20 protein-coding genes are annotated in these 20,723 nt (G+C 65.3%); 10 read left to right on the forward strand and 10 right to left on the reverse strand.

Annotation, left to right across the window (positions count from 1 at the left end):
* Window positions 1-22 precede the first annotated feature (22 nt).
* Window positions 23-1,018 carry a P1 family peptidase gene (locus GGD61_RS02380; RefSeq protein WP_183229998.1) on the forward strand — a complete coding sequence of 332 codons (996 nt, stop codon included), beginning with the start codon at window positions 23-25 and terminating at the stop codon, window positions 1,016-1,018.
* Between the two features lie 50 nt (window positions 1,019-1,068).
* Complete coding sequence (locus GGD61_RS02385; RefSeq protein ID WP_183230000.1) at window positions 1,069-1,281, forward strand: KTSC domain-containing protein; 213 nt, start codon at window positions 1,069-1,071, stop codon at window positions 1,279-1,281.
* 12 nt (window positions 1,282-1,293) lie between these two features.
* On the opposite strand, the gene GGD61_RS02390 is transcribed toward GGD61_RS02385, so the two are convergent.
* Window positions 1,294-2,085, reverse strand: a complete 792-nt coding sequence (locus GGD61_RS02390) for an EF-hand domain-containing protein (RefSeq protein ID WP_183230002.1) — start codon at window positions 2,083-2,085, stop codon at window positions 1,294-1,296.
* A 251-nt stretch (window positions 2,086-2,336) separates the two neighbouring features.
* Here GGD61_RS02390 and rpe point away from each other — a divergent pair, with 251 nt between their 5' ends.
* From rpe to GGD61_RS02410, 4 genes are all read left to right on the forward strand, one after another.
* Window positions 2,337-3,038, forward strand: coding sequence for a ribulose-phosphate 3-epimerase (rpe, locus tag GGD61_RS02395; RefSeq protein WP_183230004.1), 702 nt, complete (start codon window positions 2,337-2,339; stop codon window positions 3,036-3,038).
* A gap of 47 nt (window positions 3,039-3,085) precedes the next feature.
* The gene (locus GGD61_RS02400; protein WP_183230006.1) at window positions 3,086-3,673 is read left to right on the forward strand and encodes a hypothetical protein; all 588 of its coding nucleotides are present in this window, start codon (window positions 3,086-3,088) and stop codon (window positions 3,671-3,673) included.
* 90 nt (window positions 3,674-3,763) lie between these two features.
* Entirely contained in the window at window positions 3,764-3,904 is a 141-nt protein-coding gene (locus tag GGD61_RS02405) for a hypothetical protein (protein WP_177237224.1), read from the forward strand.
* 211 nt (window positions 3,905-4,115) lie between these two features.
* Entirely contained in the window at window positions 4,116-4,307 is a 192-nt protein-coding gene (locus GGD61_RS02410; RefSeq protein WP_183230008.1) for a hypothetical protein, read from the forward strand.
* Window positions 4,308-4,314: 7 nt separating this feature from the next.
* Here the strand turns inward: GGD61_RS02410 and GGD61_RS02415 are convergent, their stop codons facing one another.
* From GGD61_RS02415 to GGD61_RS02435, 5 genes are all read right to left on the reverse strand, one after another.
* Window positions 4,315-5,769: a bifunctional serine/threonine-protein kinase/universal stress protein gene (locus GGD61_RS02415; protein ID WP_183230010.1), complete on the reverse strand. Its 1,455-nt coding sequence runs from the start codon at window positions 5,767-5,769 to the stop codon at window positions 4,315-4,317.
* A gap of 6 nt (window positions 5,770-5,775) precedes the next feature.
* On the reverse strand, window positions 5,776-6,516 hold the full coding sequence (locus GGD61_RS02420) for a metallophosphoesterase (protein WP_092259098.1): 741 nt from the start codon (window positions 6,514-6,516) through the stop codon (window positions 5,776-5,778).
* Window positions 6,517-6,647: 131 nt separating this feature from the next.
* The gene (locus tag GGD61_RS02425; protein ID WP_018316553.1) at window positions 6,648-7,253 is read right to left on the reverse strand and encodes a hypothetical protein; all 606 of its coding nucleotides are present in this window, start codon (window positions 7,251-7,253) and stop codon (window positions 6,648-6,650) included.
* Window positions 7,246-7,932: a hypothetical protein gene (locus GGD61_RS02430; RefSeq protein WP_018316554.1), complete on the reverse strand. Its 687-nt coding sequence runs from the start codon at window positions 7,930-7,932 to the stop codon at window positions 7,246-7,248. The genes GGD61_RS02425 and GGD61_RS02430 overlap by 8 nt, the downstream gene beginning before the upstream one ends.
* Window positions 7,929-8,726 (reverse strand): MotA/TolQ/ExbB proton channel family protein, encoded by a 798-nt coding sequence (locus GGD61_RS02435; RefSeq protein ID WP_092259095.1) that lies wholly within the window; start codon window positions 8,724-8,726, stop codon window positions 7,929-7,931. Before GGD61_RS02435 ends, GGD61_RS02430 begins: the two co-directional genes overlap by 4 nt.
* A gap of 199 nt (window positions 8,727-8,925) precedes the next feature.
* Here GGD61_RS02435 and GGD61_RS02440 point away from each other — a divergent pair, with 199 nt between their 5' ends.
* Window positions 8,926-10,296, forward strand: coding sequence for a sensor histidine kinase (locus tag GGD61_RS02440; protein WP_183230012.1), 1,371 nt, complete (start codon window positions 8,926-8,928; stop codon window positions 10,294-10,296).
* A 7-nt stretch (window positions 10,297-10,303) separates the two neighbouring features.
* Entirely contained in the window at window positions 10,304-10,954 is a 651-nt protein-coding gene (locus tag GGD61_RS02445; RefSeq protein ID WP_183230013.1) for a response regulator transcription factor, read from the forward strand.
* 431 nt (window positions 10,955-11,385) lie between these two features.
* Here the strand turns inward: GGD61_RS02445 and GGD61_RS02450 are convergent, their stop codons facing one another.
* The gene (locus GGD61_RS02450; RefSeq protein ID WP_018316559.1) at window positions 11,386-11,973 is read right to left on the reverse strand and encodes a TetR family transcriptional regulator; all 588 of its coding nucleotides are present in this window, start codon (window positions 11,971-11,973) and stop codon (window positions 11,386-11,388) included.
* Window positions 11,974-12,531: 558 nt separating this feature from the next.
* On the opposite strand from GGD61_RS02450, the gene purB reads away from it, so the two are divergent.
* Both purB and GGD61_RS02460 read left to right on the forward strand, forming a co-directional pair.
* Complete coding sequence (purB, locus tag GGD61_RS02455) at window positions 12,532-13,839, forward strand: adenylosuccinate lyase (RefSeq protein ID WP_018316561.1); 1,308 nt, start codon at window positions 12,532-12,534, stop codon at window positions 13,837-13,839.
* A gap of 106 nt (window positions 13,840-13,945) precedes the next feature.
* Window positions 13,946-15,118, forward strand: coding sequence for a M20 aminoacylase family protein (locus tag GGD61_RS02460; RefSeq protein WP_092259086.1), 1,173 nt, complete (start codon window positions 13,946-13,948; stop codon window positions 15,116-15,118).
* Between the two features lie 24 nt (window positions 15,119-15,142).
* Here GGD61_RS02460 and GGD61_RS02465 read toward each other — a convergent pair whose 3' ends face one another.
* The 3 genes from GGD61_RS02465 to GGD61_RS02475 all read right to left on the reverse strand — a co-directional run bounded on the left by GGD61_RS02465 (window position 15,143) and on the right by GGD61_RS02475 (window position 20,693).
* Complete coding sequence (locus tag GGD61_RS02465; protein WP_183230329.1) at window positions 15,143-16,930, reverse strand: caspase family protein; 1,788 nt, start codon at window positions 16,928-16,930, stop codon at window positions 15,143-15,145.
* 23 nt (window positions 16,931-16,953) lie between these two features.
* Entirely contained in the window at window positions 16,954-18,777 is a 1,824-nt protein-coding gene (locus GGD61_RS02470) for a caspase family protein (RefSeq protein WP_183230014.1), read from the reverse strand.
* Window positions 18,778-18,842: 65 nt separating this feature from the next.
* Entirely contained in the window at window positions 18,843-20,693 is a 1,851-nt protein-coding gene (locus GGD61_RS02475) for a caspase family protein (RefSeq protein WP_183230016.1), read from the reverse strand.
* Window positions 20,694-20,723: the final 30 nt, after the last annotated feature.

A 20,723-nucleotide genomic window follows, 5' to 3' on the forward strand; every position in this document is an offset into this window, starting at 1 on the left:
TGCACTCAACGATGAGGCCGCCTTGAAAAATCTGCTCACCGATATTGCCGGCGTCCGCGTTGGCCATGCCGAAGATACGAAAGTGGCCTCCGGCACGACCGCGATCATCTTCGACCAGCCGGCGGTCGCGGCGATCGACGTCCGCGGCGGCGGACCCGGCACGCGCGAGGACGCACTGCTCGATCTCGCCAACACCGTCGAGCGCGTCGACGCGATCGCACTGTCCGGCGGTTCCGCGTTTGGTCTCGATACCGGCGGCGGGGTGCAGGCCTGGCTCGCCGAGCAGGGCCGCGGCCACCGGGTTCGGGAAGCACTGATCCCGATCGTGCCGGGCGCGATCCTGTTCGATCTGCTCAATGGGGGCGACAAGGCCTGGGGACGGTTCTCGCCCTATCGCGACCTCGGCTACGCCGCGGCGGCCGCCGCCGGCACCGACTTCGCGATCGGCAGCGTCGGCGCCGGCCTCGGTGCCACCACCGCAACGCTCAAGGGCGGGCTCGGCTCGGCCTCGGCGGTGACGCCCGATGGCGTCAAGGTCGCCGCGATCGTCGCCGTCAACGCGGTGGGAAGCGTCACCGTCGGCAACGGACCTTGGTTCTGGGCGGCGCCGTTCGAGGTGAACGGCGAGTTCGGCGGACGCGGCCTGCCGGACAAATTCACAGACGACATGCTCCGCATGCGCATCAAGGGCGGCCCTGCCGCGAACGCGCGCGAGAACACTACCATTGGTGCGGTCGTCACCGACGCGGTGCTGACCAAGCCCCAGGCCAAGCGGCTCGCGATGATCGCACACACCGGCTTTGCCCGCGCGATCTACCCGGTGCATGCACCGACGGATGGCGACGTGCTGTTTGCGGCCGCCACCGGTGAGAAGCCGATCGATCCGCTGGTCGGCCTCACCGAGCTCGGCACCGTCGCGGCCAACGTGGTCGCGCGCGCAATCGCCCGCGGCGTCTATAGCGCAGCCGCGCTACCGTTCCCGGGAGCGCAGCCGGCCTGGATGGACCGGTTCGGCTAGCAACGAAACGGCGGATACGGCGTTGTCCTGGCGGGCCAAGGTGTACCGCCATGCCGTCGTCCGTGATCCGCTTCTTCCGCTATGCGCCGAATACGCGCGAGCTGAAGGTGACTTTCGTTAGCGGACGCCTCTATGTCTACGAGGACGTTCCGCCCGAGGTCGCCGCGGCGTTCAGGGAAACGCGCTTAAAGGGGGCGTTCTTCAACCACGAGATCCGCGACCGGTACGCCTATCGTGACATCACGCACGAATATGCCGGCTGACTCGGATGCCGCTCACACGCTCATCGACATCGACGAACCGGCAGCCGCCGAAGAGCCTTGCCCGCCTTGCTGCTGCATCAACTGCGCGAACAGATCGTAAGCCGAATTGCGGGGGCTGGAGGCGCCTGGCACCGTCGTCGACATCTTGAAGCCGTCGGCATAGGTGACGGTCGTCGTGGTCGAGCCGTCGGCAGCGGTCGTCGTGGTCGAGGTCGATCCGCCGCTGGGCTTCGAGGAGGAATCCGAGCCATCGCCCGCGCCGCCGGCGCCTTGCGCGTGATGGTGCCCGTGGCCGCTCTTCAGCGCCTTCGACATCTCGTCAAGGCTGACGTTGCCGTCGGCGTTCGCATCCAGCTTCGAGAAGACATCGTCGGCCTGCGCGAGGTTGGTGCCGCCGGCGCCCAGCGCGTCCTCGAACTCGGACTTGGTAATGCTGCCGTCGCCGTCCGCATCGATCTGAGAGAACAGATCCTTGAGCGCAGCCTCCCGGCCCTTCGACATCGAGGACGACGAACTCGACGAGGTCGAGCTCGCCGAACTGCTCGCGCCGTCGGTCGACTGGCTCTGCGCGGCGAGCAGCGCGTTCATCGTCTCCGGCGCGATCTGTGGCGGACTGCCTGAGCCGACCAACGAGGTCGTCATGCTGCCCGCGCTGCTGTCGATCGCGAACGGGTTGGTTGCGCCCTGCGAAGATCCGGCCTTCTGCGCCGACCCGGCCTTCTGCGTCGACGAGGACGACTTCGAATTCGTCAGCGACTGGATCGCGTCGAGCGCGCTGGACACGGCGCCAAGGGCTAACAGCATTGCACAACTCCAACCGACGCGGCATGCCGCGGCCAATGTTCTGTCGGGTAACGTCAGCAAGCGTCATGCCAGCGCAAAAAGTTCAATGAAATCCGCCGCCACGCACCTTCGACGGCCCGGGAACACCGGCAAATCATGCCGGTCGCGGCAGAAATTTCCGCCCACAGGAAGCACGCCTGCCCTGCATTGCCGACCACGGAGGCCCATGTTAGCGAGGCCCAATCTTCTTTCGGCCGCCACGGGAAACCGCCATGACCCAAGCCTTCGCCCCCCGCCCCCTGGCAATCGCGCCCTCGATCCTGGCCTCGGACTTCTCCAGGCTCGGCGAGGAGGTGCGCAGCGTCGACGCCGCCGGCGCGGACTGGATCCATCTCGACGTGATGGACGGTCACTTCGTCCCCAACATCTCGTACGGCCCCGACGTCATCAAGGCGATGCGCCCGCACACGAAGAAGGTGTTCGACGCACACCTGATGATCTCGCCCTGCGACCCCTATCTCGAGGCCTTTGCGAAAGCCGGCTGCGACCACATCACGGTGCATGCGGAGGCCGGTCCGCATTTGCACCGCTCGCTCCAGGCGATCCGCGCGCTCGGCAAGAAGGCCGGCGTCTCGCTCAATCCCGGCACACCGATCAGCACGCTCGAATATGTCCTCGACCTCGTCGACCTCGTGCTGGTGATGTCGGTCAATCCCGGCTTCGGCGGCCAGGCCTTCATCCCTTCCGCGATCGGCAAAATCCGCGACATCCGCGCGATGACGGCCGGACGTCCGATCGACATCGAGGTTGATGGCGGCGTCGGCCCTGAAGTTGCGGGCGCGCTCGCCGCGGCCGGCGCCAACGCCTTCGTCGCCGGCACATCCGTGTTCAAGGGCGGCACGCTGGACTCGTACAAAGCCAACATCGCCGCGATCCGCAACGCAGCACTGGGGGCACGCGGCGAGGCGATCTGAGACCATCGCTGTCCGAACCGGAGCTGCTGCCGCTGCGACCAACGGGGATGGATGAACTCCGCGCCACTCTGTTTTCTGCCGGCCTGCTTCGTCTTCTCGCCGAGTCCCTTCAGGATGGAGAGCAAGTGGTCTGGCAGGGGCAGCCCGACGGCATCGCCCGCGCGGCAATGTGGCGATTTCTCTGGTGTATCGGATTTCCCTGGTTGTTGCTGACCGTCATCGCCGTCAGGAACGATTGGATCGACCAAGCGACCCAACCTCTCGCGATGCTTGGAGTTGGGATTGTTGCAGCTCCGTTCGTGATGCTGCTGCAAGACCTGCAGACGCTTTATGTGATCACCGACCACCGCGCGCTGATCGTGCGCACGGCCTGGAGCAGACGTAGCGTGACGGCTACTTCGTTCGACGCCATGGATGCAGTGTTCGAAATCCTCGACATCGGCGGCGGCGTCGGCCACCTCAACTTTGCGTCAGGGCGCTCGACCCGTTCGCCCGATACCGACTACACCGGGCACTATGGGTTTCGCTGCGTTCGAGACGCACGGCGCATCCGGGATATCCTCGATCATGCGCGCACCGGCAAAGTAAGCCGGTCGCACCTGGAAAGAATTGCGGCTTCTACGGGTAAAGCTTAAAATTGTAGCCTTCGTCCGTACTCACCCGGACTTCACTGATTCGTGCAAATCACTGCAAGTGATTCCTGCCTGTTTTCGCGGGAGCACATCATGACGACGACCCTGGTTTGGACTGGCGTGGCGTTGTGGATTGGTTTCAGTGCGTTTGTCGTGCTCGGTCCGTCGGCCGGCCCGGTCGAGGCTCCGGCCCGTTCGGCCCGCAACATCCGTCGCGCCCGCGACAGGGGCTGACGTCCATGCAGATCGCTATCGTGAAGCGTCAGCCTAAACGCAGGTGCCGGATTCCACGGCGCCCGCATCCGAGCCTCGACTATTTCTTCGGCCGCCTCGAGCGAGCCGATGGCGGGCTAGACGACGATGCCGGGTTTCGACTGTTCGGACCTCGATCATTCGTTTCCTTCGCGGCGCCGACACTGAGACACTCTTTTCCGGACCACCTCCCATGAAACCGCACTGCCCGAACTGCCTCAAGGAAATGACCAAGGCATCCGCGTCGCGTAACCTGTTCAATTGCGAGCCCTGCCGCGAGATCATCCAATATTTCGGCGGCAGTCCGGATCACGGCGAGCCCGGCCCGCAATTCTGTTGGCCGATCCGCCGCAAGCGCACCGTTCACTCCGCCCACGCGGCCTGATCCACCCTCAAACGGCCGGCGGTCTATCCGGCACTTCGCCGGCATTGGGCTCGCCGGCGTCCCCAGCCATCCGCGGCGGCCGCACCACGGTGACGGTGCAGGCCGCTTCCGAAGCCACCTTGGCCGAGACGCTGCCGAGCAGCGTGCGCCTGAACGAGCTCTGCCGCGCGCCGATGATGACGTGGTCGACCTGGTTGACCTCGGCGAACTCCAGGATCGCGGCGGCGGGATCGACCGCCTCCAGCACATGAGCCGACAGCCGGCTCTCATCCAGCTTGAGCGGCGTCGCCCAATGCCTGAGCGCGACCAGGCGGTCGATATGCTTGTTGGACCCCTGCTCGTCCAGGGTACGGTCGATCGCGATCCGGTTCAGCTTGAGCACGTTGACGCAGGCAAGCCGTGCTGACGGCAAGGTGGCAAGGATGCGCTCGGTGGTCACGCGCAGCGCCTCGTTCAGCTCCGGTGCGCCTTCCACGGTGTCGAGCGCGACGGCGAGGATGGGGCTCGATGCGATCTGGGCGGCGACATCCGATTTCGCGCGCGGCGCCATGACGCCCTGGTTGAAGCGGCGACGCCATGCGACGCCGATTGGGTCGCGTTTCACCCGCTCCGAGCGCGCGGTGAGCTTGACCTGGTCCGGATGGACGAGATCGAAGGCGAGTTGGGATGCCGTCGGATAGCGCCATACCGGCTCGATCTCGAGACACCGCAACACTATTTCCTGAAGCCAGAGCGGGTAGTCGGTGCGCAAGCTTCGCGGCGGATACGGATCGCGCCACAGCCGGCGCCGCATCGCGCCCATCGTCTCGCCCTCGCCGAACGGCCGCTCGCCAGTCGTGAAGAAATAGAGCAGCACGCCAAGCGAAAACAGATCACTGCGCGGATCGTCGCGCACCCCTGACAGCCGCTCGGGCGCCATGTAGGGCGCGGTGCCGTAAGGCAGGCGGAATTCCTCCTGCAGGAGATCCGGCAGGTGGTTGTGATGCGACAGGCCGTAGTCGATCAGCACCGCCTCGCCGGTTTCGCGGAACATGATGCTGCTCGGCTTGATGTCGTGATGGATCACGTTCTGTCGGTGGAGATCGGCAAGCGCGGTTGCGATCTTGGCGACGAGCTGCCGCGCTTCGTCGTAGGGCAACGGCAGGTCAGGCAGCCGCTTGTAGAGCGTGGTCCCGCCGATGCGCTCGATCACGACATAGGCCTGGTGCGCGAAATCGCCGGTGCCGAAACAGGCCGGGACGTGGGGACCCGCCAGCCGCGGCAGGATCATCATCTCCATCTCGAAGGAGACGATCGCGGCAGGATCCTCGCCCTCCGACACCCGCGGGATCTTCATCAGCAAGGGTACATCGATGCCGGGATGGGTGACCGTCCACAACGTCGCCATGCCGCCGGCATGAACGCATTCACCGATGGTGTAACCATCGATCAACGCACCGGATTTGACCAGGGGCTTCGGCATCGGCCTCTAGCGCCCCTGCGAGAGCCGATCGGCGAGCCAGTGCGGCAGGCCGTTGTCGCGAATCCTGTCCGCCGCGGTCCCGATGTCATAGGGCGCGCGGCAGTAGGTGATCTGGCACGATTCGGTGTCGAACAATACGAAGGCTGCCGACGGATCGCCGTCGCGGGGCTGGCCGACCGAGCCGAGCACGGCGAGCCATTGCCGGCCGCGCAGAAGCTGCACCGGAACGTCGGTCTTCGGCACGAAGCTCGTCATCTTGGCCGTCACCGACATCGAATAGAGCGCGGGACGATGGATGTGGCCGCAAAACGTAACATGAGCGGGCGTTGCAATCAGGCTCTTGGCGGCGTCCACCGTCGAGCGGACATAGTGCCAGCGCTGGGGGCTGGAGGCTTCCGAATGCACGAAGAGACGATCGCTATCCTCCACCAGCATCGGCAGTTCGGTCAGGAACCGCCGCTGCGCGGTATCAAGCCGGCCGCGGGTCCATTCGATTGCGATTTGCGCCTCGGCGTTCATGGTCTCCGTCGAGGAATTGACCGCCTGGTCGTGATTGCCGCGGACGGCGATCGCACCCTGGGCAACGAGCTCCATCGCGGTATCCACCACCCATTCCGGATCGGCGCCATAGCCGACGAAATCGCCAAGCAGGACGAACCGCTCCGCGCCCCTCGCGCGGGCGGCCTTCAGGCAGGCCTCGAAGGCCTGTCTGTTGCCATGGATATCCGAAAAGACCGCTAGGAGCACGCATCCTCCACCCTCCAATTCTTATTGAAGGCCGGTAAGGCCAAATTGAGGGAGGTCAAAACCATGCGCCAGCGCCGCGCCGTTTACCAGCGCAGCCTTGTGGTGATGATCCTGCGGCGATGACGAAGGGCCTATTGCTCGTCCTTTGGCGGCATCCGGGGCGGCGGTATCGGCGTGAACACGGCGCCTTGCGCGCCTGCCGGCGGGGCAAGGAATTCGCCGGTCGAGGAATCGCCGCCGGTGGTCTCCAAAATGGTCTTCGGCGTCACATATTCGCGGACCATATCGATGAGGCTGCCATCGCCGCCGCCGAAATCGGCGGCGCGGCCGCCTTGCGGATGTCCCAGAGCGATCTCGTTCTCCGCGGCATGGGTCTTGTCGGCGAGCCTGTCGTCGTAGGGCACGCGGAAGGCGCGCGGAATGCCGCTCGGGCGATTGTCCTCGTCCAGCTGCTCGACCCACAGATAGATCGAGCCGGGGTCACCCTGAAGCGAATGCGGCTCGACGATGCGGGACTTCAGCAGCTTGAACGTCGTCGGCAGCCGGTCGGTGCTGGCCCAACCGAGCAGGCCGCGCATCTCGCTGAAGCTGACGATGTAGAACGCGCTGGTGACCACCACCGCGACCGCCTTGAACGACCAGTGCAGCCGCCCATAGACCAGCACGATCAGCAGCAGCGCACCGATCACGGCATAGGCAACCGACAGCGTGAGGATGACCGTTTGCAGATTAGTCACGGCGTATCCTCTTGGCGTTACTGCTCACCCCGGTCCTCGGGTCGAGATCGGCCCCGTTGCGCCAGCTGCTGCGGAACGTCTCCAGCAGCGATTTCGGCCGCTGGTCCACATTGACGACCTTGCCTTCGGCGTCGATCCGGAACCGCACCGCGGTCTTTTCGTCGCCGGTGTGATCGAGCGTGAACTTGTTGTCGAAGACCACCTGCGCGGTCGGATTGAGCTTCTGCACCTTCACATTGGCCGTAACGGGCTCACCTGTCGTCGCCACGAAATGCGAGACGTTGACGGTGTATTCGCCGGCGAGGATGCCGCGCACGGTGACGATCTCCTCGCGGATGGGCGAGGCGATCTTCTTGCCAGCGACGATGATGAAGTCGTTGGCCCCGCCGCGGTCGTCGCGATCGAGCGTCAGGAAGCCGGCCTCACGATGGCGGTACCAGGCGATATTGCCGGCGGGATCCTGCACGAACAGGTCGAGATCGTCGGGGTGGCTGTCCGGCCAGTCCAGCGTGATCATGAACTCCGCCTTGGAGTCGATCTTGCCCTCCTTGGCATCCGGGGAGACCGCGAGCAGCGCAAGAAAGAACAGGAACGCGATCACCTGGAGCGCCTTGAACAGCATCACGCCCAGCGGATCGAACGGCTCCTCGCGCGGATAGAGGCCGAAATCATCCATCATGACGGGATTCCGGCGCCCTTGATCCCAGACCCCTTTTCAGACCCCTTGCGCTCCAGCACCGGCGTCACATAGGTCTCGGTCAGCACCACCGCATCCGAGAACACCCGCTGGGTCGCGGCATCCAGCATGTAGTACTGGATACGGACCAGGATCGAGCCGACGAGGCCGGCGAGCGTCGTGTACATCGCGACCGCCATGCCGTCGCTCATCAGCCCCATCGAGGAGCGCATCGCGACCTTGTCGGCGGCATCCAGCCCCGCGATCGGCGCCAGCATGATGATGAAGCCGACGATGGTGCCGAGCAGGCCGAGCTTCATCAGCGTATCCGAGACGAAGGCGCCGAACCCATTGGAGCCGCGCAGCCGGTCCGCGAGCGTCCGCAGCAGCAGCGTCTGGTCGACCGGGCGGTAGCCCTGCGCGGCCGCTTTCGTCAGCAGGCTCTGGATGTGGTCGCGCACCAGGCCGCGCGGCAGCGCCGCCGCGCTCGCATCGAGCACCTTGCCACCGTCAGGCGCGGCGAGCGCCTCGCGGCAGCGCCTCGCCGCTGCGCCTTCACGCGCGATCGCCCGCGTGCGCAGGAAGCAGTGGCCGCAGGTCAGGACATAGAGCACCGCGATGACGCTCGAAATGTAGGTCCGGTCCGAGGTCAGCATCAGATGGATCAGGCCGAACCGCCACAGCAGCACGACGGCGAAGATCGAGAGCCCCGTGAAGATCATCCAGAACAGGAGCGCGCTGCGCTCGGATGGGTCGGTCGCGGTTCCCGCGATCGGTCCAATCGTGATCGAACTCATGCTGCACTGCTCCCGGCCCGCAACGATTGGCCTGCAAAGATTTCCGGTCGATTAGATCAAAGCCGCCGTATCAGGTCCAAAGACCCATGCCCAATCCGGCTTGGGAAATTTGCCCGAGCAGCAGTCCCGCCACACCCCGCAATTGGCAAGGCGCGGCGGCGTTGTTAGGCTGAGCTTATCAAACGTCGGGGATGATCGCATGCGCCTCGTGCTTCAGCTTGTCGCCCGTCTGCTGCTTATCGTGGCCCTGTGCCTTGGCGCGGCAACCATATGGGCCACATTCGACGCCTATCGCAGCGTCGACCGGTCCACTGCGGCCTCGGCGCAGCGGGTCGCGCAGGCGCTTCAGGCGCTGTATTGGCGCGAGCTTTTGTTGCGCAGCAGCAGAGCGCGCGAGCATCTCCTGCCCGTTCCGGACTGGCGCACCCTGGAGACCATGAAGCTGATCTCGCCCGGCGTCTGCGTCGAGTTCCAGCCAGCCGCGGCATTCGAGAAGCCGCTCTGCGGCCAGAGCGAAGGGCTGGGCAAGACCCCGCCGCGCTGGTTCGCCGCGATCGTGCCGACCTTCCTCGGCAGCCACGCCGAGGTGGTCCGGCCCGTCAGTCCCCGCGCCGCGACCGCCGGCACCGTGGTCGCGACGCCGGATGCCGCGGCCGCCGTCTCGCTCGCCTGGGAATACATCCTCAACGTGATCGACGTCGCGCTATTGATGGCGGCGGCGATCGCGCTGCTGGCTTCGCTGGCGATCGCGCATGCGCTGGCACCGGCGCGCACGATCGTGACCGCCCTGCAGCGCATGGCGCGCGGGCAGTATCGCACCAAACTGCCGCGCTTCCGCTCCATGGAGCTGGCGATGATCGGCGGCGCCGTCGACGAGCTCGGCGGCCGGCTGGAGGAAGCCACCGAGCAGCGCGCCGCGCTGACGCGGCGCTTGATCGAGATCCGCGACGACGAGCGCCGCGCCCTCGCCCGCGAGCTGCACGACGAGTTCGGACAGAATCTTTCCGCCATTCTCGCCTTCGCCAACACGATCGAAACGGCGAGCACGAAAGACAACCGGGATAATGGCATCGCGCAGGATGCGCGCATGATCTCGCAGGCGACCCATCATCTGATGGCATCGCTCCGCGATGCGCTGAAGCGGCTGCGCAATCCCCTGCCCGAGGAGCTCGGGCTCGAGGCAAGCCTCGTCAACCTCGTCGACAGCTGGCGCTCGCAGAGCGCGGCGCGGCCGACGATCCAGCTCGATCTCAGGGGTGACCTCACTGACATCAGCGGTCCGGCCGCCACCACGGCCTATCGCGTGGCACAGGAATGCCTGACCAACGCGCTGCGTCACGGTGCGGCGCGCGAGATCTCTTTGCGCATCGAACGCCGGGCCGGCGAGGACGACGCGCTGATCATCCGCGTCGAGGACGACGGCGGCGGTGATGCGGAGCGCGTCTCGCAATCGGCCGGCTTCGGCCTGACCGGCATCCGCGAGCGCGTCACGGCGGCCGGCGGATCGCTCTCGATCCTGCCCGCCCGCGGCGGCCTCAGTGTCGCCGCCACCATCCCACTCGCCGCGTGAGGGCGGAATGAGCGAGGTTGCAGCAACAGGCATCTCCGTGCTGCTCGTAGACGACCACCCGATCGTCCGCCAAGGCTATCGGCGCGTGCTGGAAAGCCAAGGCGACCTGCATGTCGTGGCGGAGGCCGACAACGCCGCGGACGCCTACGGCGCATTCAAGGCGCATGATCCTGATGTCGTCTTGCTCGACATCTCGATGCCCGGCGCGAGCGGGCTGGAGGCGATCCGCAACATCCGCGCGCGCAGTCCGCGGGCGCGGATCCTCGTCTTCACCATGCACAACGAGGCCGTGCTGGTGAAAGCCGCCTTCAGCGCGGGAGCCAGCGGCTTCGTCACCAAGAGCAGCGAGCCGTCCGCCGTCGTCGCCGCGATCCGCGCTGTCGCGCGCGGCGAGCGGGCCATGAGCGACGATATCGCGCACATCCTCGCCGAGGACAGCCTGTCGGCGGGCTCAGCGCTGGATCAGTTGGGCGAACGCGAGATCGAGATCCTGCGTCAGTTTGCCGGCGGCGCCACCACCGAGCAGATCGCGACGCATCTCAATCTCAGTGTGAAGACAGTGCAGAACTACCACTATTTGATCAAGACTAAGACCGGCGCGCGCACCGACGCGCAGCTGGTGCGGCTCGCCGCGACCTGCGGGCTGACGAAGATCTAGCAGCGGGGCTGCCGCATTCCCCACGTCACTTGAAGATTTCGAATCTGCCGGGCTCCGATGGAACGGAGGCCATCCGGCTCCGGTTAGGAGTAGAGTGGAGGAATCGCCATGAGTAAGGCTCATCACAAGGCAGTCGACCATCCCCCGATCATCACCGTAGGCGAGCTCATCGATGAACTTTGCCGCCTGCCCGATACGGCCGTCGTCCACTTCCGCTGCCCCATGCTCGAGCAGGAGCTGACATTCTACCGCCTTCGAAAGCGGTCAAAGGATGCCGTCGAAATCGCGGTCAATGCATATCCGGAGAGCCCGCCAGTCGTACCGGCGACCAACGGCGGTGCGTTTCAGCCGCGCAGGCACGCAACGGCCGCGCCCCCCGTTCGGGAGAGTGCGCTTCTTCACAAGGCAAGAGGGTGAGATAGCCTCCGGGTCTAGGCCGCCTTCAGGCCGCGCAGCACCAGCGCGAGCGTCGCGTCGACACGCGCCGGCAGATCAGCGTCCTTCCATTCGTCGGCATGCGCCGGATGGTGGAAGCGGACGGTGGCATCGAAGATCGCGCGCGCAGTGGTCTTGACGTCGCCGATGGCGAATGCGCCCTGCTTCACGCCGTCAGTCAAGATCGCCGAGATCTGGTCGATCATGGTGTCCTTGTGACATTTGACGGCCGCGCAGGCCTCGCGCGCCAGCGTCAGATAGGTCTCGAACATCTCGGGGTCGTCGAGCACACGCGAACGCTTGGCGGCGAACAGCGTGCGCAGCCAGCGCTCGAGCCGCGCCGGCGCCGGGCCCTGCTCCGCGGCGATCTGGCGGAGCGGCGCGTCGATGCGGTCCAGCCAGCGTTTGGCGACGGCCTCGCGCAGCGAGGCCTTGCTCGGGAAATGGCGATAGACGCTGCCGTGGCTCACATCGAGCGCACGGGCAACGTCGACCACGGTGGCCTTGGCAAGTCCGTAACGCCGCAAGACGTCCTCGGTCACTTCGAGGATCCGCTCCGGCGTCAAGACAACGGCTTCATTCATGCCAGCACCATGTTCCCGTTTGGGCTCAGTTACCCGGCGATGGAGCTGCTTCCGAAGCGCCCATGCCGGCCGTTTCGGAAAGCTCTCGCCTTAATGAGGCAGTTTTGCAGCCTGCGCCGCGATCTGGCGCGCCACCAGCAAATTGAGCCAATGCCCAATCGCGCCGGTGAGGTTGATGATTTCGGTTGTCATTGTCTTAAGTCTCCATTCGTCCGCGGTCCCCGCTCTTCAATCCGCCCTCCGATCCGAGCTTGGCTCGGATGTCGGGCTCCCCGGGGCTTGTCGCGGGACGCCCAATCGGAGCGTCCGAGAACGGATATACACGTCCCGATGACAGATTTCAATATCTGTCAGTCAATGATCCGTGATTGACAGTTAATATTTGCGGCTGAGGTCGCCAACCCCTGCCTCCGGTCCGGTGGATAGCTCGGCGATCCCCCTCTCCCGGGGCCCAGACCGTTTGTTTCGCCCTGCCTGCTCTGTTAAATCACGGCGTAAAAAGCATTTTGGCCGGCGCCGCCCCCCGGGATCGCCCGCCCACCTTCCTGGAGCCGTCAGATGATCCCCCGCTATACCCGCCCGGAAATGGCCTCGATCTGGGAGCCGCAGACCCGGTTCAAGATCTGGTTCGAGATCGAGGCGCATGCGGCGGACGCCCTCGCCGAGCTCGGCACCATCCCGAAGGAGGCCGCCAAAACAGTCTGGGCCAAGGCCAAGGACGCCACCTTCGACGTCGCCCGCATCGACGAGATCGAGCGCGAGACCAAGCACGATGTCATCGCCTTCCTCACTCACCTCGCCGAGATCGTCGGCCCCGAGGCGCGCTTCGTCCACCAGGGCATGACCTCGTCCGACGTGCTCGACACCTGCCTCAACGTCCAGCTCACCCGCGCCGCCGACCTGCTGCTCGCCGACCTCGACAAGGTGCTGGCCGCGCTCAAGAAGCGCGCCTTCGAGCACAAGATGACGCCGACCATCGGCCGCAGCCACGGCATTCATGCCGAGCCCGTGACCTTCGGCCTCAAGCTCGCTTATGCCTATGCCGAATTCTCGCGCGCCAAGGAGCGCCTGATCGCGGCGCGCAAGGAGGTCGCGACCTGCGCCATATCAGGCGCCGTCGGCACCTTCGCGCAGATCGATCCGCGCGTCGAAGAGCACGTTGCGAAAGCCATGGGCCTCGTCCCCGAGCCGATCTCGACCCAGGTGATCCCGCGCGACCGCCATGCGATGTATTTCTCGACGCTCGGCGTGATCGCCTCCTCGGTCGAGCGCATCGCGGTAGAGATCCGCCACATGCAGCGCACCGAAGTGCTGGAGGCCGAAGAGTTCTTCTCGGAAGGACAAAAGGGCTCCTCCGCGATGCCGCACAAGCGCAACCCGGTGCTGTCGGAAAACCTCACCGGCCTCTCCCGTATGGTGCGCGCCTATGTGACGCCTGCGCTGGAGAACGTCGTGCTCTGGCACGAGCGCGACATCTCGCACTCCTCGGCCGAGCGCATGATGGGCCCGGATGCCACCGTGACGCTCGACTTCGCACTGGTGCGCCTCGCCGGCCTGATCGACAAGCTCCTGGTCTATCCCGCCAACATGCAGAAGAACCTCGACCGCCTCGGCGGCCTCGTGCATTCGCAGCGCGTGCTCCTGGCGCTCACGCAGAAGGGCGCGAGCCGCGAGGACGCCTACAAGCTGGTGCAGCGCAACGCGATGCCGGTCTGGCGCGGTGAAGGCGATTTCCTTCAGCTGCTGAAGAAGGACACCGAGGTGAAGAAGTATCTCTCGGACGCCGAGATCGAGGAGCAGTTCGACCTCGGCTATCACCTCAAGCACGTCGACACGATCTTCAAGCGCGTGTTCGGCGAAAGCTGACATCTTGTAGGGCGGATTAGCGTAGCGTAATCCGCCTTCCGTCCCGGCATCGCGGCGGGTTACGCTACGCTAACCCACCCTACGAAGAAAAAACGGATCCCACCCCATGCCCATCGTCAACCGCGTTGCCGCCCTCTCCGACGAAATGGCCGCCTGGCGCCATGACTTCCACGAGAACCCCGAATTGCTCTACGAGGTCCACCGCACCGCCGGCATCGTCGCCGAGAAGTTGCGCGAATTCGGCTGCGACGAAGTGGTGACGGGTATCGGGCGCACCGGCGTTGTCGGGGTGATCCGCGGCCGCAAGTCCGCCTCCGGCAAGACCATTGGGCTCCGCGCCGACATGGACGCGCTGCCGATCATGGAGACGTCGGGCGTGCCTTATGCGTCGAAGGTCCCCGGCAAGATGCACGCCTGCGGCCATGACGGCCACACCGCGATGCTGCTGGGCGCCGCCAAATATCTCGCCGAGACGCGCAATTTCGACGGCACGGCGATCATGATCTTCCAGCCCGCCGAGGAAGGCGGCGGGGGCGGCAAGGCCATGGTCGAGGACGGGTTGATGACGCGCTGGAACATCCAGGAGGTCTACGGCATGCACAACATGCCGGGCCTACCGGAAGGCCATTTCGCAACCACGCCCGGCGCGATGCTGGCCTCCTCCGACAACATCCAGATCACGGTCCACGGCAAGGGCGGCCACGCCGGCGCGGGCCCGCACAAATCCGTCGACAGCGTGCTGATCGGCTCGCAGATCGTCAACGCGCTGCAATCGATCGTGGCGCGCAACGTCGATCCGCTGAAGTCGGCGGTCATCTCGATCACGCAATTCCACTCCGGCACCGCCTTCAACATCATCCCGGAGGTCGCCGAGCTCGGCGGTACCGTGCGCACGCTCGATCCCGAGGTGCGCGATCTCGTCGAGCGCCGCATCGGCGAAGTCGCCGATAGCGTCGCCCGCGCCTATGGCGGTTCGGCCGAGACCAAATACAGCCGGATGTATCCGGTGACGATGAACCATGCGCGCGAGGCCGGCCTTGCCGCCGACGTCGCCCGCGACATCGTCGGCGCCGATCGTGTCAACGACAAGTTCATCCCGATGATGGGCGCCGAGGATTTCTCGTTCATGCTGGAGGCGCGTCCCGGCGCGATGGTGCTGGTCGGCATGGGCGACGGCAACGAGTGCCATCACCCGGCCTATGTCTTCAACGACAACATCCTCGGCCACGGCGCCTCGTTCTGGGTGCGCATGATCGAGACGCGGATGCCGGCGGGGTAATCCCTCGCCTCAGCGGGGGCCGCTTCAATTGCAGACCTCGGTCAAGCCGCCACCGTTAATGGCAACGCTCGGCGATCGTCCCAGCTTGCAGCCGGGACGAAGGGGCCGGCAGCCGGCATTCGTGCATACGATCTGGCCGGACGAATTCGCTTGTGAAGCAGCCGGCGATGACTCACTCTTTTTCCGGTCCGAGTCACGTCTTGCGGGTTCATCGCGCGTCGCGACGGGCTTCTTCTCCGGGATCTTCTCGCATTCGTTGTCGTCGCTGATACGGTGACCAGCACGGCACACGATCTTGCTGCATTGGTCTCCATCCGCCCTGAAGCCGCGCTCGCAAACCAGGGGACACACCCGCCCCGACTTTCCCTTGAGGGCGTCCAGCACATCGGCGTTCGCAATCTTCGCATCGAATTTGGTGCCGGCGTATTTGTTGAACAGCGTCAGCGAGCGTTGCGCCGTCTCGCTCCACTCGCTGTACGGCTCGGCCTTCATGCAGCCGACGCGCCGCAGCTCGACTTGCACGGATCTCGGCAGATCTTGCGCCGGAGCGGAGCTCGGCGGCGGCGAAAGCGCTGCAACCTTCTTGCTCTCGGCATCAGCGGCCTGCTTTTCCGCAACGTGCTTCGCGGCGGCGTCGGCCGCCGCCTTCTCCATGACCTGCTTCTCCGCGAGCGCTTTCGAGGCCGCCGCCTCGGCGACCTTGCGCTCGCGCTCGGCTGCTTCAGCCTTCGCCTGCTCGATCTGCTTTTGCTTCTCCGCAGCGATCCGCGCATCCTCGGCGGCTTTGGCGGCAGCGGCGGCCTTTTCCAGCTCCGCCTTGTGGGCCCGTTCAGCGGCGAGCTTCACCTTCTCCTGCTCGGCCTGCCGTGCCTTCTCGGTCGCCGCCGTGCGCTCCTCCTCGGCGGCAATCTTCTTCAGCTGCACGCGGGCGAGGTTGGCGTAGAAGCCATCCGGATAGGTCTGCAGGAAGGCTTCCCAGGCCTCACGCAGGCCGGCCTGAAGCGCAAGCTCATAGTCCCTGCGCACGCTGTCCTGTGGATTGGCCTGCGGCCCCGCCACAGTGACCGGCTTCGCTGGCACCAGCGGCACGTCGTCGCCGCCGAGCGAGCCGTAGACATAGGGCTCCTGCCTGTTGCCGGTGTTCTTCAAGACATCGTCCCGCACGAAGCCGAACGCCTTGCGCAGATCAAGCCCCGGCTTCGGCAGGTGCTCGACCAGCGCCGTCGCGAAGGGACTGTTGCGGGAATCGCCGTCGGATGCCGTCGATCCCGCCTTGGCAGCGAACGCGATCATCGTGTTCGGGCTGGTCGGCTCGACCTTGGCAAGACCTCGCCCGATCGCGCGCGAGGCCACCATGCGCTTCATGGTCTTGGAAAAGGGATTGTCGCGGCAGGCGTCGAGGATGACGAGGCGCAGCCGCTTGGCCGGCTCGACGGCGAACAGCGCACGATCGAGCGCAACCGTCTCGTCGAGAACGTCGCCGTCGGTCTCCAGCATGGCGTCGGTCGGGATGAGATAGTTGTTACCGTCGAGCTCGATGCCGTGGCCGGCGTAGTAGATCACCGCCATGTCGGCGTCGCGGACCCTGCCGGCAAAGTCACGCAGCGTCCGCCGCATCTCGGAGGCATTGAGGTCTGTTTTGACGTCGACCGCATCGAAGCCGGACTTCTTGAACATGTCGCCGATCAGGGCAGCATCGTTCACGGGATTGGTGAGCCGCAGCGTGTTCTTGTAGGCGGAATTGCCGATCACGAGCGCGACGCGCTTTTCGGCATAGGCCGGCCCGCAAACGAGCCACGTCGCGAAGGCCATCACAGCAATGAGACGATACACACTCAATTGCAGACCTCTCTCGTGCGGCCAGCCATCACCGAGCTCGCATCGGAGGTGCTGGCGCGCTCTATTCTGCATCCCTTGCCAACGGGGCGGCAGCCGGCAGCATTGCAGAATATCTGCCCAGATGCCTGCGGCTTGGACGGCGTCGACTCGACTTGCCTGCGCTCCGTATCCCGCTTCTTTGAGTCCTCCCGCGTCGCAACCGGCTTTTTCTCCGGGATCTTCTCGCATTCATTGTCGTCGCCGACGCGATAGCCGGCGCGGCAGGTGATCTTGACGCATTGGTCGCCGTCGGCCTTGAAGCCGAAATTGCACACCAGCGGGCAGACCCGCCCCGGTTTCGCCTTCAGCGCATCGAGCGCGTCCACGCTCGCGAGCTTCACGTCGAGCTGGGTGCCGGCATATTTGTTGAACAGCGTCAGTGAGCGCTGCGACGTCGCGCTCCAGTCGCCGTCTGCGGCGGCGGACAGGCAGCCGACGCGGCGCAACTCGCTCTGCACGGATTTTGTCAGATCAGCCGCCGATAACGTGGAGGCCGGCGCGGGCGAGAGCGCAGCGACTTTCTGGTTCTCGACTTCGGGCAGCTGCCGATCGGCAGCCGGCTTCGCGGCCTGCTCAGCTTTTTCTGCCGCCTGCTTGGCAGCAAGCTCGGCCTTGGCCTTCTCCGCCGCCTGCTTCTCGGCCAAGGCCTTCGCTGCCGCCGCCTCCGCTATCTTGCGCTGCTGCTCGGCCGCCTCGGCCCTCGCCTGCTCGATCTGCTTCTGCTTCTCTGCGGCAATGCGGGCATCTTCGGCAACCTTGGCCGCAGCAGCCGCCTTGTCCTGCTCGGCCTTCTGGGCGCGCTCGGCGATAAGCCTGGTCTTTTCCTGCTCGGCGGCCTTCGCCTTTTGCTCGGCTGAGGCACGCGTCTCTTCGGCGCCGATCTTGTTCAACTGGCCTTTGGCGAGATTCGCATAGAATCCCTCGGGATATTGCGCCAGGAACGCTTCCCAGCCGTCACGGGTGCCGAGTTGGAGCGCAAGTTCATAGTCTCGCCTGAGCTCAGACTGCGGATTGGGTTGCGGGCCGGTCGCAACGGGCTTGGCAGGAACGAGCGGCACGTCATCGCCGCCGAGCGAGCCATACACGAAAGGCTCTTGCTTGTTCGCAGTACTCCGCAGCACGTCATCGCGCACGAAGCCGAACGCTTTGCGCAGATCCAGGCCGGGCTTTGGCAGGTGGTCCGAGAGAGCCGTGGCGAACGGGCTGTTCCGGGAGTCTCCATCGGATGCCGTCGAATCGGCCTTGGCCGCAAACGCAATCATCGTGTTCGGAGTGGTTGGCTCGACCTTGGCGAGGCCGCGGCCGATCGCGCGCGAGGCCACCGTGCGCTTCATGGACTTGGCGAACGGATTGTCGCGGCAGGCATCGAGAATGACGAGACGAAGCTGTTTGGCGGCTTCGATGCTCACCAGCACGCGATCGATCGGTAACGCTTCGTCGTAGACGTCGGTGTCGGTCTCGAGCGCGGCATCGGTCGGGATCAGATAGTTGGTGCCGTCCACCTCCATGCCGTGGCCCGCATAGTAGATCACCGCGACATCGGCATCCCGGGTCCGCCCGCCGAATTCGCGCAGCGCCTTGCGCATTTCAGACGCGTTCAAGTCCTGCTTCACGTCAACCGTATCGAAGCCAGCCTTCTTCAACATGCCGCCGATCAAGCCGGCGTCGCTCGCCGGATTGGCAAGCTTCGGCACGCTCTTGTAGGCGGAATTGCCGATCACGAGCGCGACGCGCTTCTCGGCCTGCGCCGGCGCGCATGTGCAGAGAGCTGCAAATATCATTACGTAAAAATATCGAGCGATAGTCACGCAATTCATCCGCGGGTTTTGATCGACTGGACGATTGATCAGTTACAGACCTCGTAATTGCCGCTTCCTATGGCGGCGTTATATCTTCCGGGCGTAGCCCCGGACACAAGCCTGCAGCCTTTCTGCACTGGGCGGCATCCCGCCGAGTTACAAAAGATCTGTCCATTCGCTTCCGGCCTGGACGGCGCAGCTTCGGTTGCCTTCCGGTCTGCGTCCCGCCTACTCGTATCCTCGCGCGTGGCGACCGGCTTCTTCTCCTGAATCTTCTCGCACTCGTTATCGTCGCCAAGACGATAGCCGGCGCGGCAGGTGATCTTGACGCATTGATCGCCGTCGGCCTTGAAGCCGAAATTGCACACCAGCGGGCACACCCGTCCGGGCTTCGCCTTCAGCGCATCGAGCGCATTCACGCTCGCGAGCTTCACGTCGAGCTGGGTGCCGGCATATTTGTTGAACAGCGTCAGCGAGCGCTGCGACGTCGCGCTCCAGTCGCCGTCCGCGGCGGCGGACAGGCAGCCGACGCGGCGCAACTCACTCTGCACGGATTTTGTCAGATCAGCCGCCGATAACGTGGAGGCCGGCGCGGGCGAGAGCGCAGCGACTTTCTGGTTCTCGACCTCGGGTATCTGCCGATCGGCCGTCGGCTTGGCGGCCTGCTCAGCCCTCTCCGCCGCCTGCTTCGCGGCAAGCTCGGCCTTGGCCTTCTCCACTGCCTGCTTCTCGGCAAGCGCCTTCGCAGCCGCCGCCTCAGCCACCTTGCGCTGGTGCTCGGCCGCTTCCGCTTTCGCCTGCTCGATCTGCTTTTGCTTCTCTGCGGCGATCCGCGCCTCTTCCGCCGCCTTGGCAGCTGCTGCCGCCTTCTCCTGCTCGGCCTTCTGGGCGCGCTCGGCGATCAGCCTCGTCTTTTCCTGCTCGGCCGCCTTGGCCTTTTGCTCAGCCGACGCGCGCGTCTCTTCGGCGCCGATCTTGTTCAACTGGCCCTTGGCCAGGTTGGCGTAGAAACCGTCCGGATACGCCGCCAGAAACGCTTCCCAGCCGTCGCGCGTCGCAAGCTGAAGCGCGAGCTCGTAATCCCTGCGGATGGCTTCCTGCGGGTTTGCCTGGGGACCGGTCGCGGCCGGCCTCACGACGAGGGGCACGTCGTCGCCGCCGAGCGAGCCGTAGACATAGGGCTCCTGCTTGTAGCTCGTGCTCTTGAGCACGTCGTCGCGCACGAAGCCGAAGGCCTTGCGCAGATCAAGGCCCGGCTTCGGCAGATGCTCGACCAGCGCAGCGGCGAACGGACTGTTTCGCGCATCGCCATCGGACGCTGTCGATCCCGCCTTGGCCGCGAACGCAATCATCGTGTTCGGGCTGGTCGGCTCGACCTTGGCGAGCCCGCGCCCGACGGCGCGTGAAGCCAGCGTGCGCTTCATCGACTTGGCGAACGGGTTGTCGCGGCAGGCATCCAGGATGATCAGGCGCAGCTGCTTGGCCGGCTCGACCGCGAACAGCGCGCGTTCGACCGGAATGGTCTCGTCGAGAACGTCGCCATCCGTCTCCAGCGTCGCGTCGGTCGGAATGAGATAATTGTTGCCGTCGAGCTCGATGCCGTGGCCGGCGTAGTAGATCACCGCCATGTCCGCATCGCGCGACCTGCCGGCAAACTCGCGTAGCATGCGCCGCATCTCGCTGGCACTGAGATCCAGCCTGACGTCGACGGAATCAAAGCCCGCCTTCTTGAACATGCCGCCGACCAGCGTGGCGTCGTTCACTGGATTGCTGAGCTTCGGCGCGCTCTTGTAAGCGGAATTGCCGATCACGAGCGCGACCCGCCGGTCGGCATGCGCCGGTCCGCAGGCAAGGCCAATCGCGAATATCAACAAGACAAACAGTCGAAACGGAATCACTTGCGTCCCCCCGGATGCAATTCCCTGAGA

It is taken from the genome of Bradyrhizobium sp. SBR1B (assembly GCF_014198205.1).
Classification (GTDB): domain Bacteria; phylum Pseudomonadota; class Alphaproteobacteria; order Rhizobiales; family Xanthobacteraceae; genus Bradyrhizobium.

What these genes read in the sequence shown, in the direction of transcription:
- GGD61_RS02450 (WP_018316559.1), bottom strand. Translation starts at nt 11,973, where the DNA reads ATGAATGAAGCCGTTGTCTTGACGCCGGAGCGGATCCTCGAAGTGACC.
- GGD61_RS02435 (WP_092259095.1), bottom strand. Translation starts at nt 8,726, where the DNA reads ATGAGTTCGATCACGATTGGACCGATCGCGGGAACCGCGACCGACCCA.
- GGD61_RS02465 (WP_183230329.1), bottom strand. Translation starts at nt 16,930, where the DNA reads ATGGCCTTCGCGACGTGGCTCGTTTGCGGGCCGGCCTATGCCGAAAAG.
- GGD61_RS02405 (WP_177237224.1), top strand. Translation starts at nt 3,764, where the DNA reads ATGACGACGACCCTGGTTTGGACTGGCGTGGCGTTGTGGATTGGTTTC.
- GGD61_RS02445 (WP_183230013.1), top strand. Translation starts at nt 10,304, where the DNA reads ATGAGCGAGGTTGCAGCAACAGGCATCTCCGTGCTGCTCGTAGACGAC.
- GGD61_RS02415 (WP_183230010.1), bottom strand. Translation starts at nt 5,769, where the DNA reads ATGCCGAAGCCCCTGGTCAAATCCGGTGCGTTGATCGATGGTTACACC.
- GGD61_RS02410 (WP_183230008.1), top strand. Translation starts at nt 4,116, where the DNA reads ATGAAACCGCACTGCCCGAACTGCCTCAAGGAAATGACCAAGGCATCC.
- purB (WP_018316561.1), top strand. Translation starts at nt 12,532, where the DNA reads ATGATCCCCCGCTATACCCGCCCGGAAATGGCCTCGATCTGGGAGCCG.
- rpe (WP_183230004.1), top strand. Translation starts at nt 2,337, where the DNA reads ATGACCCAAGCCTTCGCCCCCCGCCCCCTGGCAATCGCGCCCTCGATC.
- GGD61_RS02400 (WP_183230006.1), top strand. Translation starts at nt 3,086, where the DNA reads ATGGATGAACTCCGCGCCACTCTGTTTTCTGCCGGCCTGCTTCGTCTT.
- GGD61_RS02440 (WP_183230012.1), top strand. Translation starts at nt 8,926, where the DNA reads ATGCGCCTCGTGCTTCAGCTTGTCGCCCGTCTGCTGCTTATCGTGGCC.
- GGD61_RS02470 (WP_183230014.1), bottom strand. Translation starts at nt 18,777, where the DNA reads ATGATATTTGCAGCTCTCTGCACATGCGCGCCGGCGCAGGCCGAGAAG.
- GGD61_RS02430 (WP_018316554.1), bottom strand. Translation starts at nt 7,932, where the DNA reads ATGATGGATGATTTCGGCCTCTATCCGCGCGAGGAGCCGTTCGATCCG.
- GGD61_RS02390 (WP_183230002.1), bottom strand. Translation starts at nt 2,085, where the DNA reads ATGCTGTTAGCCCTTGGCGCCGTGTCCAGCGCGCTCGACGCGATCCAG.
- GGD61_RS02460 (WP_092259086.1), top strand. Translation starts at nt 13,946, where the DNA reads ATGCCCATCGTCAACCGCGTTGCCGCCCTCTCCGACGAAATGGCCGCC.
- GGD61_RS02385 (WP_183230000.1), top strand. Translation starts at nt 1,069, where the DNA reads ATGCCGTCGTCCGTGATCCGCTTCTTCCGCTATGCGCCGAATACGCGC.